14 protein-coding genes are annotated in these 13,007 nt (G+C 75.2%); 8 read left to right on the plus strand and 6 right to left on the minus strand.

What is annotated here, in order from left to right:
* Position 1 precedes the first annotated feature (1 nt).
* Complete coding sequence (locus tag DSM104299_RS26065) at positions 2–409, minus strand: SRPBCC family protein (RefSeq protein ID WP_272474591.1); 408 nt, start codon at positions 407–409, stop codon at positions 2–4.
* Positions 410–462: 53 nt separating this feature from the next.
* On the opposite strand from DSM104299_RS26065, the gene DSM104299_RS26070 reads away from it, so the two are divergent.
* The 8 genes from DSM104299_RS26070 (at position 463) to DSM104299_RS26105 (ending at position 6,236) form a co-directional block, all read left to right on the plus strand.
* The gene (locus DSM104299_RS26070; RefSeq protein ID WP_272474592.1) at positions 463–1,191 is read left to right on the plus strand and encodes a VOC family protein; all 729 of its coding nucleotides are present in this window, start codon (positions 463–465) and stop codon (positions 1,189–1,191) included.
* A gap of 105 nt (positions 1,192–1,296) precedes the next feature.
* The gene (locus tag DSM104299_RS26075) at positions 1,297–1,500 is read left to right on the plus strand and encodes a hypothetical protein (RefSeq protein ID WP_272474593.1); all 204 of its coding nucleotides are present in this window, start codon (positions 1,297–1,299) and stop codon (positions 1,498–1,500) included.
* Positions 1,501–1,570: 70 nt separating this feature from the next.
* Positions 1,571–2,701: a carboxylate-amine ligase gene (locus DSM104299_RS26080; RefSeq protein ID WP_272474594.1), complete on the plus strand. Its 1,131-nt coding sequence runs from the start codon at positions 1,571–1,573 to the stop codon at positions 2,699–2,701.
* 9 nt (positions 2,702–2,710) lie between these two features.
* Positions 2,711–3,727: an iron-containing redox enzyme family protein gene (locus DSM104299_RS26085; RefSeq protein WP_272474595.1), complete on the plus strand. Its 1,017-nt coding sequence runs from the start codon at positions 2,711–2,713 to the stop codon at positions 3,725–3,727.
* Positions 3,724–3,933 carry a CDGSH iron-sulfur domain-containing protein gene (locus DSM104299_RS26090; protein ID WP_272474596.1) on the plus strand — a complete coding sequence of 70 codons (210 nt, stop codon included), beginning with the start codon at positions 3,724–3,726 and terminating at the stop codon, positions 3,931–3,933. Before DSM104299_RS26085 ends, DSM104299_RS26090 begins: the two co-directional genes overlap by 4 nt.
* Before the next feature lie 27 nt (positions 3,934–3,960).
* On the plus strand, positions 3,961–4,728 hold the full coding sequence (ku, locus tag DSM104299_RS26095; protein WP_272474597.1) for a non-homologous end joining protein Ku: 768 nt from the start codon (positions 3,961–3,963) through the stop codon (positions 4,726–4,728).
* Positions 4,728–5,507, plus strand: coding sequence for a non-homologous end joining protein Ku (ku, locus tag DSM104299_RS26100; protein WP_272474598.1), 780 nt, complete (start codon positions 4,728–4,730; stop codon positions 5,505–5,507). The genes ku (DSM104299_RS26095) and ku (DSM104299_RS26100) overlap by 1 nt, the downstream gene beginning before the upstream one ends.
* Before the next feature lie 54 nt (positions 5,508–5,561).
* Entirely contained in the window at positions 5,562–6,236 is a 675-nt protein-coding gene (locus DSM104299_RS26105; protein WP_349294601.1) for a VIT1/CCC1 transporter family protein, read from the plus strand.
* 3 nt (positions 6,237–6,239) lie between these two features.
* Here DSM104299_RS26105 and DSM104299_RS26110 read toward each other — a convergent pair whose 3' ends face one another.
* Genes DSM104299_RS26110 through DSM104299_RS26130 form a run of 5 tightly spaced genes read right to left on the minus strand, consistent with a single transcriptional unit; the run spans position 6,240 to position 12,984 of the window.
* On the minus strand, positions 6,240–8,387 hold the full coding sequence (locus DSM104299_RS26110) for an alpha/beta hydrolase (protein WP_272474600.1): 2,148 nt from the start codon (positions 8,385–8,387) through the stop codon (positions 6,240–6,242).
* The gene (locus tag DSM104299_RS26115) at positions 8,384–9,463 is read right to left on the minus strand and encodes a class I SAM-dependent methyltransferase (RefSeq protein ID WP_272474601.1); all 1,080 of its coding nucleotides are present in this window, start codon (positions 9,461–9,463) and stop codon (positions 8,384–8,386) included. The genes DSM104299_RS26110 and DSM104299_RS26115 overlap by 4 nt, the downstream gene beginning before the upstream one ends.
* Positions 9,460–12,243, minus strand: coding sequence for a helix-turn-helix transcriptional regulator (locus DSM104299_RS26120; RefSeq protein WP_272474602.1), 2,784 nt, complete (start codon positions 12,241–12,243; stop codon positions 9,460–9,462). Before DSM104299_RS26120 ends, DSM104299_RS26115 begins: the two co-directional genes overlap by 4 nt.
* Positions 12,244–12,280: 37 nt before the next feature.
* Positions 12,281–12,808: a universal stress protein gene (locus DSM104299_RS26125; RefSeq protein ID WP_272474603.1), complete on the minus strand. Its 528-nt coding sequence runs from the start codon at positions 12,806–12,808 to the stop codon at positions 12,281–12,283.
* A gap of 5 nt (positions 12,809–12,813) precedes the next feature.
* Positions 12,814–12,984 (minus strand): hypothetical protein, encoded by a 171-nt coding sequence (locus DSM104299_RS26130; protein ID WP_272474604.1) that lies wholly within the window; start codon positions 12,982–12,984, stop codon positions 12,814–12,816.
* Positions 12,985–13,007 lie beyond the last annotated feature (23 nt).

Consider the following 13,007-nt stretch of genomic DNA (forward strand, 5'->3'; position numbering starts at 1 on the left):
GTCAGCCCGCCTGGGCGAGTCGGCTCACCGTCTCCAGCTCCTCCTCGACGACCGCCATCTGCGCGGCCACCGCCGGCTCGTCGACCCCGCTGGGGAACAGGATCGTGAACAGGAGCTCGGTGCCGTCGCCGCTGGCGATCGCGCGCAGCCGGGCGCCGATCGTCGTGTCGCCGCCGGGCCGCAGGAGGTCGACCGTCCCGGCCTCGGGGTGCGTGCGGACCTCGACGACCAGGTCGCCGGCGCCGGTGTCGATGCGCCACAGGTCGCCGTCAGGGGTGACGGCCTGGGCGAACTTCGGCGCCCATTCGGGGAGGCGGAGCGGGTCGGCGACGACGCGGAGCACCGCCGCGGGCGGTGCGGGGATCGCGAGCGTGCGCGTCTCGGCGCGGGAGGTCTGAATCGTCTGCATCTGCGTATCGTCTACCCCGAATGACGGTCTGTCAAGGGCAGTATGTTGACCGCGTGTTCGACCACGTCACGCTCCGCGTCGCCGACCGCGCCCGGTCCGAGCCGTTCTTCACCGAGGTCCTCGAGACGCTCGGCGTCGATCAGACCTACAGCACGAACGCGTTCGCCGAGTGGCGCGACTTCTCGCTGGCCGAGGCCGACGCGGCCCACCCCGCGACCAAGAACATCCACATCGGGTTCCTCGCGCCCACGCGCGAGCAGGTCGACGCGTTCTGGGCGGTCGGCCGCGCCAGCGGCGGCGTCGACGACGGCGCGCCCGGCCCGCGGCCGCAGTACGTCGCGGACTACTACGGAGCGTTCCTGCGCGACCCGGACGGCAACAGCGTCGAAGCCGTCCACCACGCCCGGCAGGGCCGTGAAGCGGTCATCGACCACGTGTGGATCCGCGTCGCCGACGTCGCCGCGGCGGCCGCGTTCTACAGGACGATCGCGCCGGCGGCGGGCCTGGAGCTGCGTCACGAGTCGAGCGAGCGCGCGACGTTCGGCTGCGGCGCCGAGTCGTTCAGCCTCGTGCCCGGCGCCGCCCTGACCGAGAACGCGCACATCGCGTTCAAGGGCGACGAGGACGCGGTGCGGCGCTTCCACGCCGACGCGACCGCGGCCGGCTACCGCTCCAACGGCCAACCGGGCGAGCGCCCGCAGTACCACCCCGGCTACTACGCCGCCTACGTCACCGATCCCGACGGCCACAACATCGAAGTCGTCGACCACCACACCGGCTGACCCGGCTTCCCGGGACCTAACGGTCGTCGGACGGACAGCGCAGCGCGGCGACGCGCCATGCGACGGTACGGTCGGCCACCCGCAGTGAGGCCATGAGGAGGTCCCATGAAGCGTGACGATCGTGACCCGCAGGTCGAGCTTGTCCGCCGGTACGCCCGCATCCTGCGCTCGGCACCGGCCGAGGCCATGCGCGTCCAGGCCGCGCCGGTGCAGGAACGCGGCCCCGGGCTGATCGTGCCGCCGCCGTCCGTCCACCGCGCCGAGCGGATGCCGCGCCGTTCGGGCGCGCGGAGCGCACCGGCTTCCTGAGCATCGACCGGCGGCCGGCCCTGTGCGCACACCGCGCATGGGGGCGCCGCCGAACGGGGAGCCAGCGTCCGTGGCCGCACCGCCCCTCACCGCCGAGCAGGACGCGCTGCGCGCCGCGTTCGCCCACGACCACCCGCTGACCGTCGGCATCGAGGAGGAGCTGATGCTCCTTCATCCGGAGACACTCGACCTCGAGCCGCGCGCCCTCGACGTCCTCGCGCTCCGGCCCGACGACGTGCGCTTCAAGCGCGAGCTGCCCGCCGCCCAGCTGGAGATCGCGCTGCCGCCCGCCGACACGGTCGGCGAGCTGGCGCCGCTGCTGCGCGACGCGCGGCTCGAGCTGGCGCGGGCCGCCGCCGGCATCGGCGTCCTGGCCGGGGCCGGCATCCACCCGTTCGCCCGCGCGGAGGGCACGTTGAACGCGGGCGCGCGCTACGACGCGATCGCGCGCGAGTTCGCCTCGGTCGCCCGCCGCCAGCTCGTCTACGGCCTGCACGTGCACGTCGCGGTCGACGACCCGGACATCGCGTTGTCGGTGTACAACGCGCTCCGCGAGGACCTGCCCGCGCTCGCCGCGCTCGGCGCCGGCTCGCCGTTCTACGAGGGCCGCGACTCCGGCCTGGCGTCGGCGCGCCCGATGGTCTGCGACCTGCTGCCGCGCCAGGGCGTGCCGCCGGCCTTCGCGTCCTGGGCCGAGCTGGCCGACGCCTTCGCCTGGGGCCGCTCGACCGGCGCGTTCCCGGACGCCTCGCAGTGGTGGTGGGAGGCGCGGCTGCACCCGCTGCACGGCACGGTCGAGATCCGCGTGCCCGACACGCAGGCGACGGTCGCCGACACGATCGCGATCGCCACCGTCGCCCACGCCTTGGTCGCCGAGCTCGCCGCGCGCGCCCAGGCCGGCGAGGAGCTGGGCGCTGCCCCGAGCTGGCGGATCGCCGAGAACCGCTGGTCGGCCTGCCGCCATGGGGTCGCCGGGCGCTGGCACGACGCGCGGTCGGGGCGCTCGGAGCCGATGGGCGACCACCTCCACGCGCTGCTCGACCGGCTCGCGCCGACCGCGCGCGAGCTCGGCTGCGCGGAGGCGCTGGAGAGCGCGCGCGACCTCGTCGAGCAGCCCCGCGCGGAGCGCGTGCGCGCCGTCGCCGCCGACGCTGGCGCGCCGGCGGTGGCCGCATGGCTCGTGAGCGAGTTCCTCGGGTAACGCGTCGCCATGCCCCGCCTCCCTTCCCCACGTGGCCCGCTCTCCGAGGCGCTCGTCGCGGCGCTGGCGAGCGCGCCCGGCAGCGCCGACCTCGCCGAGCTGGCCGTCACGCCCGCCGACCCGCTGGCCGACGACGACCTGCACCTCGCGTTGTACGTGTTGTACGAGCTGCACTACCGCGGCTTCGCGGGCGTCGACGACCGCTGGGAGTGGGATGTTCATGCCCTTGCCCTGCGCGCGCGCCTGGAGGCGGCCTTCGAGAACGGCCTGCACGCGGCGCTCGGCGGTTGGACGCCGCCGGCCGCCGACGCCTCCACGATGGACCTGGCGCTGCGCGCGATCATCGACGCCGACGACGGCCCGTCGCTCGCGCGCCACCTCGAGACGCGCGGCACGCTCGACCAGCTGCGCGAGCTCCTGATCCACCGCTCGGCCTACCAGCTCAAGGAGGCCGACCCGCACTCGTGGGCGATCCCGCGGCTCAGCGGGCCGCCGAAGGCCGCGCTGGTGGAGATCCAGGTCGACGAGTACGGCGGCGGCGACCCGGCGCGCATGCACGCGCAGCTGTTCGCCGACACCCTCGGCGCGCTCGGGTTGGACGACACCTACGGCGCCTACCTGGACGTGCTCCCCGGCGTGACGCTCGCCACGGTCAACCTGATGTCGTTCTTCGGCCTGCACCGGCGGCTGCGCGGCGCGCTCGTCGGGCACCTCGCGCTGTTCGAGATGACGTCCTCGATCCCGAACCGCCGCTACGCGACCGCGCTGCGCCGCCTCGGCGTCGACGATCCGCGCGCCGGCGCGTTCTTCGACGAGCACGTGACCGCCGACGCCGTCCACGAGAACATCGCGGCGACCGATCTCGCGGGCGGGCTGGTCCGCCAGGACCCCGCGCTGCTGCGCGACGTGCTCTTCGGCGCGCGGGCGCTGGTCGAGGTCGAGGCGCGCTGGGCCGAGCACCTGCTCGGCGCCTGGGCGGCCGGTGCGACGTCGCTGGTGCGCGAGCCGGCGGGGGCGCCCGCATGACCGGCGCGCGCATCACGCCCTACCGCGACGGCCCGCTGCTCGTCCGCGGCCCGTTCACGCTGACCGACCAGGACGGCAACGACATCGCCGTGCACCAGCAGACGATCGCGCTGTGCCGCTGCGGCCGCAGCGCGCGCAAGCCGTTCTGCGACGGCACGCACAAGGCGACCGGCTGGCGCGCCGACAGCGGCGCGCAGGAGCGCTAGCGCCGGCGGGCGGGTAGCACCGTCGCGATGCCCCGATCGATCTGGAACGGCACGATCGCCTTCGGCGTCGTCGCCGTCCCCATCAAGCTCTACTCCGCGGTCGCGCCCAAGACCGTCCACTTCCACGAGGTCCACCTCGAGGACGGCGCGCGCATCGAGCACCGGACGTTCTGCAGCAAGGAGGACAAGGAGGTCCCGCGCGACGACGTCGTCAAGGGCTTCGAGGTCCGCTCCGGCCGCTACGTCGTGGTCGACAAGGAGGAGATCGACGCCGCCGGCGGCACCCGCGCGCGCATCATCGACGTCGACCGCTTCGTCGCGCTGGACGCCATCGACCCGGTGTTCTTCGACAAGTCCTACTTCGTCGGCCCGCAGGATGATGGGGTCGACGCCTACAAGCTGCTCCAGGCCGCGCTCAAGCAGTCCGAGCGCGCGGCGATCGGGCGCTTCACGTTCCACAACCGCGAGTACCTGATCGCGCTGCGCGCCTACGACACCGTCATGGCGCTGCACACGATGCGCTTCGCCGACGAGCTCGTCGCGCCGAAGGACCTCGACGTCCCGCGCGCCGCGCGCAAGCCCGACAAGCGCGAGATCGCGATGGCGGGCAAGCTGATCGAGTCGCTGCACGCCGCGTTCCGGCCCGGCCGGATCCACGACGAGCACCGCGAGACCATCCTCGCGGCGATCAGGAAGAAGGCCAAGTCCGGCAAGGACATCGAGCCGCCCGACGAGGACGTCGACACCGATGCGTCCGACGACCTCAGCGCCGCCCTGGAAGCGAGCCTCGCCTGATGCCGCGCTCGCTCTGGACGGGCTCGCTGAGCTTCGGGCTGGTCAACGTCCCGGTCGGGCTCTACAGCGCCGCGCGCGACCAGGATCTCCACTTCCGCCAGCTGCACGAGAAGGACGGCGCGCGGATCGAGACGCGGCGGTTCTGCAGCAAGGAGGACGAGGAGGTCGCCTACGAGGACATCGGCCACGGCTACGAGCTGGACTCCGGCAGGCAGGTCGTGCTCACCGACGCCGAGCTCGAGGCCGTCGCGCCGCGCCGGACGCGGACGATCGAGATCGAGTCGTTCGTCGCCGCCGAGGAGATCGACCCGATCCTCTACGACCACCCCTACTGGCTCGTGGCGACCGGCGACTCCGAGGGTCCCAAGCGCGCCTACCGGCTGCTGGTGGAGGCGATGGCCGACTCCGACCAGGTCGCGCTCGGCCGCTTCGTCCTGCGCACGAAGGAGTACCTCGTCGCCGTCCGCGTCCGCGACGGCCTGCTCGCGCTGACCACCATGGCGTTCGCCGACGAGATCCGCCCGACCACCGGCATCGCGCCCGGTGGGCGCAAGCCCGGCAAGAAGGCCGTCGACCAGGCGGTCAGGCTCATCGAGGCGCTGAGCGACGACTTCGACCCCAACGCCTACAAGGACGAGTACCGCGCGCGGCTGCGCAACGTCATCAAGGCCAAGGAGAAGGGCGGCACGATCGACGCCCCCGAGCCCGACGACGAGCCGGCGCCCGCGCCCGACCTCATGGAGGCCCTGCGCAAGTCGCTGGCCGAGATGAAGGGCTGAGGCGCGCGCCGTGGTTCACTGCGCGCAGTGCGCGGTCCCGCGGCCAAGCCCGAAATGCACCTCAGCTACCGCGCCGGCTGGCTGCGGGCGGCGGTCCTGGGCGCCAACGACGGGATCGTCTCGACCGCGAGCCTGATCCTCGGCGTGGCGGCGTCCGGCGCCGGGCGGTCGGCGGTGGTGACCGCGGGCATCGCGGGGCTCGTCGCCGGCGCGCTGTCGATGGCGGCCGGCGAGTACGTCTCGGTCAGCTCGCAGCGCGACGCCGAGCAGGCCGACCTGCGCCTCGAGGAGCGCGAGCTGCGCGCCGACCCGCCGGGCGAGCTGCGCGAGCTCGCCGGCATCTACGAGCGCCGCGGCCTGGAGCCGGCGCTGGCCGCCGACGTCGCGCGGGCGCTGTCGCGCCATGGCGCGCTCGAGGCGCACGCGCGCGACGAGCTCGGCCTCGACGAGGACCGCCTCGCGCGGCCGCTGCAGGCGGCGTGGACGTCGGCGCTGTCGTTCTCGACGGGCGCGGCGCTGCCGCTGCTGGCCGTCGCGCTGGCGCCCGGGTCGGCGCGCGGCGCCGCGACCGTCGCGGTGACGCTCGTGGCGCTCGCCGTGCTCGGCGACGCCGGGGCACGGCTCGGCGGCGCGCCGCGGCTGCGGGCCACGGCGCGCGTCGTGGTGTGGGGCGCGATCGCGATGGCCATCACCGCGGCGATCGGCGCGCTGGTCGGCGCCGCGGTCTGATCCTCAGAGCAGCTCGCCGATCGCCGCCGCCGCGCGCGCGGCGCCGTCGGTCTCGACGTCGCGGTAGGTCACCTCGCGCCCGATCTCCTGCGCGATCGCGACCGCGATCTCCTCCGCGCCGGCCGTGGCGTAGTCCATCAACCGGCCGGCGCCGTAGCGCTCCAGCCGGTGGCGCACGTGGAAGCTCTGCTCGAAGTGGTGGCGCAGCGGGAAGTACAGGAACGGCCGCTTGCTGGCGGTGAGCTCCATCGCGGTCGTCAGCCCGCCCTGGACGACGGCGAGGTCGCACGCGGCCAGGTGCTGGTACAGGTCGTGGACGTAGGCCCGGACCTCCAGGCCGTCGGCCGCCGGCAGCGACGCCGGGTCGATCCGCGGGCCCGCGACGACGATCATCCGCAGGTCCGGGACGCGCTCCTTGGCGGCGCCGAACGCGGCCATCACGCGGCGCAGCAGGTGCGCGCCGACGCCCGAACCGCCGACTGTGACGATGCACACCTGCTCGTTCGGGCGGTAGCCGAGCCGGGCCCGGAGCGCCTCGCGGTCGCCGAACGCCGCCGGGTCGAAGCCGCTGACGTAGCCCGGGAACGCGAAGTGCTCCTCGGTCCACGCGCGGATCGCCGGCAGGTCGGGCCCGAAGTGGTCGGGCACCACGTCGTCGGGGCTGCCGACGAAGAGCGCGCGGTCGCGCAGGCGCGGGTACCGGTCGATCTGCTCGATCATCTCGGCGTTGTAGTCCGAGGTCAGCGGCGTCTCGTCGCCGACCGGCAGCCAGCCGACGAAGTCGGTGAGCCATACGTAGGCCGCGCGCTTGAGCTCGGGGTTCTCGTGCAGGTGGTGGTCGACGTCCCACGCCTCGTCGCCGATCCACAGGTCGTAGTCGCGGTCGCGCACGACGTCGTCGAAGACCATGAAGTTGGCCACCAGGATCTCGTCCATGCGCCGCCACGCGCCGAAGCAGTGCAGGTCGTGCTCGGCGGACTCGGACTCCATGTGCCCCGACTCGCTGGCCAGCAGGCGGCTCGCGGGATGGACGCGCTCGCCCTCGGCCTCCAGCAGCGCGGTGACCGGATGCTGCGTGAGCCAGTCGATCTCGAGGTCGGGGTGCAGCGCCCGCAGCTCGCGCGCGATCGCGAGGTCGCGGCGCGCGTGGCCGAGGCCGATCGGCGAGGAGACGAACAGCGCGCGGCGCCGGCGGCCGCGGCCGCGGATCCACGTCCGCTCGCGCGGCGGCGACGGCGGGGCGATGAACTCGCGCAGCAGCCGGTTGACGACGACGGGGTCGCGCGCGTGCGGGCCGTGGCCGGAGCCCTCGAGCGTCACCAGCTCGCCGCCGGTGACGCGCGCCAGCTCAGCGCCCTGCGCGTGCGGGCGGATCCTGTCGCGGTCGCCGTGGATGACGAGCACCGGGCAGGTCACGCGCCGGCAGGTCGCCTCGAACGCCTCGGTCCCGCAGAGGTTCAGCGCCGACATCGTGTCGGCCAGCGTCGCGGGATCGGTGTCCTGGGCCCACCCGATGCAGTCCTCGATCTGCTTGGTCGAGTGCGGCTCGTTGAACATCTGACCGAAGAAGAACTCCAAGAACCCCAAGTAGTCGCGCTGCCAGTAGTGGCGGTTGTACTTGGCCCAGCCCTGGTCCTCGTCGAGCTCGTCCTCGAAGCGCCCGACGATCTTGCGCTCCGGCAGCCCGGGCGCCAGCGGGACGGCCGGCCCGATGTAGACGGCGGCGTCGACGCGCTCGGGATGGTCGGCCGCCAGGAGCGTCGTCCACAGCGCGCCGCAGGAGAGGCTGACGCAGACCGCCTTGTCGGTGCCGGTCGCGTCCAGGACGGCGAGGGCGTCGGCCGCGAACTCGGCCTCGATGTAGGGCGCCGCGCCGCGCGGGCGGTCCGAGCGGCCGTTGCCGCGCCCGTCGAACGTGACCACGCGGAAGTGCCGCGCCAGGTACGGGATCTGGGCCTTCCAGTGGCGCGAGTGGATGATCGACCACGTCGGCATCAGCAGCACGGTCGGCGCGCCGTCGCCGTAGACCTCGTAGAAGATCCGCACGCCGTCGCGCTCGACGAAGCCCTCCGCGTCGGGGTAGCGGGCGCGCGACTGCTCGCGCGCGCCCGCCGTCGCCGTCGCCGTCGGCCGCGGCTCGACCGTGGTCACGGGCGCGCTTCCAAGACGAGGTTGAACGGCGTCTCGGCCACGCGCCGGAAGCGCGTGAGCCCGCCCGCGGTCACGACGTCGCGCAGCCGCGCCTCGCCGGCCTGCGCGCCCAACGCGAGCCCGACGTCCTGCGAGAGCGACGCCGGCGTGCACAGCAGCGTCGATGCGCCGTAGTAGATCCGGCCGACCGGGGTGAGGTTGTCCTCGACGCGGTCGCCGGCGAACGGCTCGACGATCAGCCACGTGCCGTCGGCGGCCAGCGTCCCGGCGACGTGGTGCGCCGCGCTCACGGGGTCGCCCATGTCGTGCAGGCAGTCGAACGTCGTGACGAGGTCGTAGTCGCGGCCGGGGTACTCGGTCGAGGACACGACCTCGAAGCGCACGCGGTCGTCCACGCCCGCCGCTCGGGCCCGCTCGTTCGCCGCCGCGATCGAGCCGTCGTGGTAGTCGAAGCCGACGAGCTCGGACTCCGGGAAGGCATGGGCCATGATCAGCGTCGAGGCGCCGTGGCCGCAGCCGACGTCGGCGACGCGCGCGCCGGCGCGCAGCTTGGCCTCGACGCCTTCGAGCGCCGGGATCCACGCCTGGACGAGGTTGTGCTGGTAGCCCGGGCGGAAGAAGCGCTCGCAGCCGTGGAAGACGCCGGCGCTGTGCTCGTGCCAGCCGACGCCGGCGCCGTGGCGGAACGACTCGGTGATCTGCGGCTCGTCGCGCACGGCGGCGGTCATCAGCTGAAAGGCGCCGGGCAGGAACGCCGGGCTGTCCTCGTCGGCGAGCACGAAGGCGTGCTCGGGCGGCAGCTCGTAGCGCGCGGCGGCGGCGTCGTAGGTCACGTAGCCGCCCGCGGCCTGCGCGTTGAGCCACTCGCGCACCGAGCGCTCGTCGGTCTCGGTGCGCCGCGCCAGCTCGGCCGCGCTCAGCGGCCCGGCGCCGGCCATCGCCTTGTAGAGCCCGAGCCGATCCCCGAGCACCACCAGCGCCGCGTTCAGCGTCGCTCCGAGCTCGCCGAGGGCCTGGCCGAGGAACCGCTCGACCTTGGCCTCGTCGATGGTCTGCGTCTGGGTCTGCGTCGTCATGCCGCTTGGCCTCCTGGAGGATGGGGTGCGGCGACCGTAGGCGCGGCCTCGCCCCCTCGCATCAGGTGCCCCTCCTGGGATGCGTCACCCGGGCCGGCGAGCGCCGCGGGCAGGGCGTCGCGCGAGCGGATCCCGAGCTTGCGGTAGACGTGGCGCAGGTGGTAGTCCACCGTCTTGGGGCTGAGGAACAGCTTCGCCGCGGCCTCCCGGATCGTGTGGCCCTCGGCGAGCACGAGCGCGACCTGGAGCTCGCGCGGCGTGAGCTGGTCCAGCGTGCTCGGGTCGCGGCGGCGCGCGGTCTCGCCGGTCGCCAGGAGCTCGAGGCGCGCGCGCTCGGCCCACGGGGCGGCGCCCAGCGCGTCGAACATCTCCAGCGCGCGGCGCAGCTCGGGGCGCGCATCGGCGCGCCGGCGGTCGCGGCGCAGGCGCTCGCCGTGGCAGAGGCGCGTGCGCGCCTCCTCGAAGCGATCCGGGGTCTGGGCGTGCAGCCGCAGGGCCTCGGCGAAGCCGGCGTTACCGTCATCGTCGAGCAGGCCCGAGCAGCGCGCGAGCCGGGCGAGCGCCCACGGCTGGCGCTTGGCGTCGGCGCGGCGCGTGTACTGCGCCAGCCGCTCGCGCGCCTCGTCGATCCGGTCCAGTCGGATCAGCGCCTCGACGAGCTCGGGCACGGGCGAGACGTCGGGATCCTCGACGCCGCGCCGGACGAGCAGCCGCTCCTTCTCCTCCAGGCGCGCGACGGCGGCGTCGATGTTCCCCAGGCCGAGCTCGAGCTCGGCGAGCGCGTCGAGCGCCCAGAGCGCGAAGAAGTCCAGGCCCAGCCGCGCGGTCAGGTCCAGCGCCTCGGCGGCGTGCGCGCGGCAGTCCTGCTCGCGGCCCTGGCGCGCGTGCACGCAGGCGAGGCCCGCCAGCGCGGCGGTCAGCGACGTCGCCTGCCCGGTCTCGCGCGCGAGCCGGATCGCCTCTTCGTACAGGGCCTCGGCGACGGCCCAGCGGTCGCTCGTCGCCGCGTCGCGGGCGGCGAGCCAGAGCGAGAACGGCAGCGCGCCGACGGCGCCGGCGTCGCGCGCGGCGGCCATCGCGCGGGCCACGAGCGCGCGGCCCTGAGCCTGCTCGCGCAGCCACAGCGGCCCGAGCGCCGCCGCGGCGAGCACGCGCGGATCGTCGGAGAGGAGATCAGAGCGCTCCAGGATCTCCACCGCCGCGCGGACGCGGCGCGCACCCTCCTCGCCGCGGCCGTTGTAGATGTAGGCCATGCCCAGCGCGAGGCTCGCGAAGAAGCGCTCGCGCTCGCCGGCGTCCGGCCCCACGGCGTCCCAGGCGCCCTGCGCGGCGGCGAGCATCGGCCCCGGCCGGGCGGCGTAGGCGCACGCGTCGGCGGCCTCGGCGAGCATGACCACGGCGCGCCCCGGGTCGGTGGCCGCCGCCGCGGTGAGGATGTCGTGGGCCTCGACGACGCGCCCGGAGCGCAGCGCGGCGTGCCCGCGCAGGTGGTCGACCTCCAGCGCCAGGGCGGGGTCCGGCCCGGCCTCGCGCGCGTCGTCGAGGAGGCGGTCCACGCGCTCGGCCTGCCCGCCGAGCCACGCCGCGTCGGCTGCGGCGAACAGGAGGCGCGCGCGCTCGGGGCCGCCGACGGTGAGGCGCGCCGCCCGCTCGAACGAGCTGGCCGCCGCGGCGTAGCCGCTGCGCGCACGGGCGCGGCGCGCGGCGGCCTCCAGCGCGCGCGCCGCGTCGGCGTCGGGGCCGACCGCGGCGGCGGCGAGGTGCGCGGCGCGCCGGTCCGGGTCGCCCGGGACGGCCGCCAGCGCGCGATGCGCCGCGCGGCGCTCGTCGGGCGCCGCCGACCGGTAGGCCGCCGAGCGCGCGAGCGGATGGACGAACGCCACCGTGCCAGGCGTGCTGGTCGTCAGGCCCGCGCGCTCGGCCGCGTCGAGAGCGGTCAGCTCGACGTCCAGCGCCGGCGCGGCGCGCTGCAGGACCGCCAGGTCGCCGCTGCCCTCGGCGGCGGCGAGCAGCAGCGTCCGCCGCGCCGGCTCGGGCAGCTCCGCGATCCGCCGCGCGAACGCGCGCTCCACGGTCGTCTCGATCGGGAGCGGCGGCTCGGCCCCGACGTCGGCGGCCGCGTCGGCGTCGGCCAGCTCGACCAGCGCGAGCGGGTTGCCGAGCGTGAGGTCGTAGACGCGGTCGGCGGCGCCCGGCGGCAGCGGGCGTCCGGCGCGGTGCTCGAGGACGGCGGCGGCCGCCGCGCGGTCCAGGCCGGCGACCGGCAGCGTGGGCAGCGACGTCGGCGCCAGCTCGGGGCGCGCGGCGACGAGCACCGCGACCGCGTCGGCCAGCAGCCGCCCGGCGGCGAACGTGATCGCGGCCAGCGACGGCGCGTCGAGCCAGTGCGCGTCGTCGACGACCACGAGCACCGGCCGCCGCTCGGCGTGCGCGGCCAGGAGGCTCAGCGTCGCGGCGCCGATCGTGAAGCGGTCGCGCTCGCCGCCCGGCTCCAGCGCCAGCGCGGTGCGCAGCGCGGCGGCCTGCGGGCCCGGGATCTCGTCGAGGTGGCCGAGCGCCGGGCGCAGCAGCGCCAGCAGGCCGCCGAACGGGACGTCGACCTCGGGCTCGACGCCCTGGGCGCGCAGGACGGCCATCCCGTCGGCGGTCGCCAGCGCGTGCTCCAGCAGCGCGGTCTTGCCCACGCCGGGGTCGCCGGCGAGGACCAGGACGCCGCTGGTGCCCAGTCGCGCGCCGGCGAGGAGCCGGTCGATGCGAGCGCACTCGGTGGCTCGCCCCATCAACATGAGGACGAAGCGTACGCTCGCGCGGCGGCCGTCAGGGCGTGGGCGGCGGCACGACGGGCCGGAGGTCGAGCTCCGGGCCCGGCCCCTGGGCGCCCGAGCCCTGGGGAACGTGGAGCTTCGGCGGGCGCCCTTCCCCGTCGGCGACGAGCACTGGGACGCCGGCGTGGCGCACCAGGTACCGCGTCAGCGAGCGCGAGCAGCGCACCCGGCCGGTCGTCGAGCTGCCGAGGACGAGGCCGTCGTAGCACCCGCACTTCAGCTGGTCCATGAGCGCGCGGCGCGCGGCGTCGCGGCGGATGATCGTCGAGACCGGCAGGCAGTCCGGCACGCGATCGACCGCACGATGTTGCAGCGCGACCGCCTCGCGCTCGAGCTGCGCGTTGAGCTCGTTGGCGGCCGTGACCGACTCGACCGGTCCGGCCGCCCAGCCGCGCACCTCGGGGATGGCGGTGAGGATCGTCAGCCGGCCGCCGTGCCGCTCCGCCAGCTCGATCGCCTCCGTCAGCGCGCGATCCGCCGCGGCGGAGAAGTCGAGCCCGAGCAGGAGGTTGCGGAACATGGCGGTCAGCCCTCGGCGAGCACCGGGTCGGAGGACGGGACACCCGCGGCCGCGGCGACGGCGTGGCCGACGCCGGCGTTGAGGATCATGCCCCAGAGGATGATCTCGCTCGCCTGGTCGTGCGCCACCCCCATGCCGAGCAGGCCGGGTGAACCGTAGCGCTCACTCCGTTTCATCGCCAACCAGCGTAGCAACAACC

The organism is Baekduia alba, from assembly GCF_028416635.1.
Taxonomy (GTDB): domain Bacteria; phylum Actinomycetota; class Thermoleophilia; order Solirubrobacterales; family Solirubrobacteraceae; genus Baekduia; species Baekduia alba.

Coding starts and splice junctions, on each gene's coding strand:
- DSM104299_RS26065 (WP_272474591.1), bottom strand. CDS start 409: ATGCAGACGATTCAGACCTCCCGCGCCGAGACGCGCACGCTCGCGATC.
- ku (WP_272474597.1), top strand. CDS start 3,961: ATGCCCCGATCGATCTGGAACGGCACGATCGCCTTCGGCGTCGTCGCC.
- DSM104299_RS26090 (WP_272474596.1), top strand. CDS start 3,724: ATGACCGGCGCGCGCATCACGCCCTACCGCGACGGCCCGCTGCTCGTC.
- DSM104299_RS26125 (WP_272474603.1), bottom strand. CDS start 12,808: ATGTTCCGCAACCTCCTGCTCGGGCTCGACTTCTCCGCCGCGGCGGAT.
- DSM104299_RS26115 (WP_272474601.1), bottom strand. CDS start 9,463: ATGACGACGCAGACCCAGACGCAGACCATCGACGAGGCCAAGGTCGAG.
- DSM104299_RS26120 (WP_272474602.1), bottom strand. CDS start 12,243: ATGGGGCGAGCCACCGAGTGCGCTCGCATCGACCGGCTCCTCGCCGGC.
- ku (WP_272474598.1), top strand. CDS start 4,728: ATGCCGCGCTCGCTCTGGACGGGCTCGCTGAGCTTCGGGCTGGTCAAC.
- DSM104299_RS26130 (WP_272474604.1), bottom strand. CDS start 12,984: ATGAAACGGAGTGAGCGCTACGGTTCACCCGGCCTGCTCGGCATGGGG.
- DSM104299_RS26105 (WP_349294601.1), top strand. CDS start 5,562: ATGCACCTCAGCTACCGCGCCGGCTGGCTGCGGGCGGCGGTCCTGGGC.
- DSM104299_RS26085 (WP_272474595.1), top strand. CDS start 2,711: ATGCCCCGCCTCCCTTCCCCACGTGGCCCGCTCTCCGAGGCGCTCGTC.
- DSM104299_RS26075 (WP_272474593.1), top strand. CDS start 1,297: ATGAAGCGTGACGATCGTGACCCGCAGGTCGAGCTTGTCCGCCGGTAC.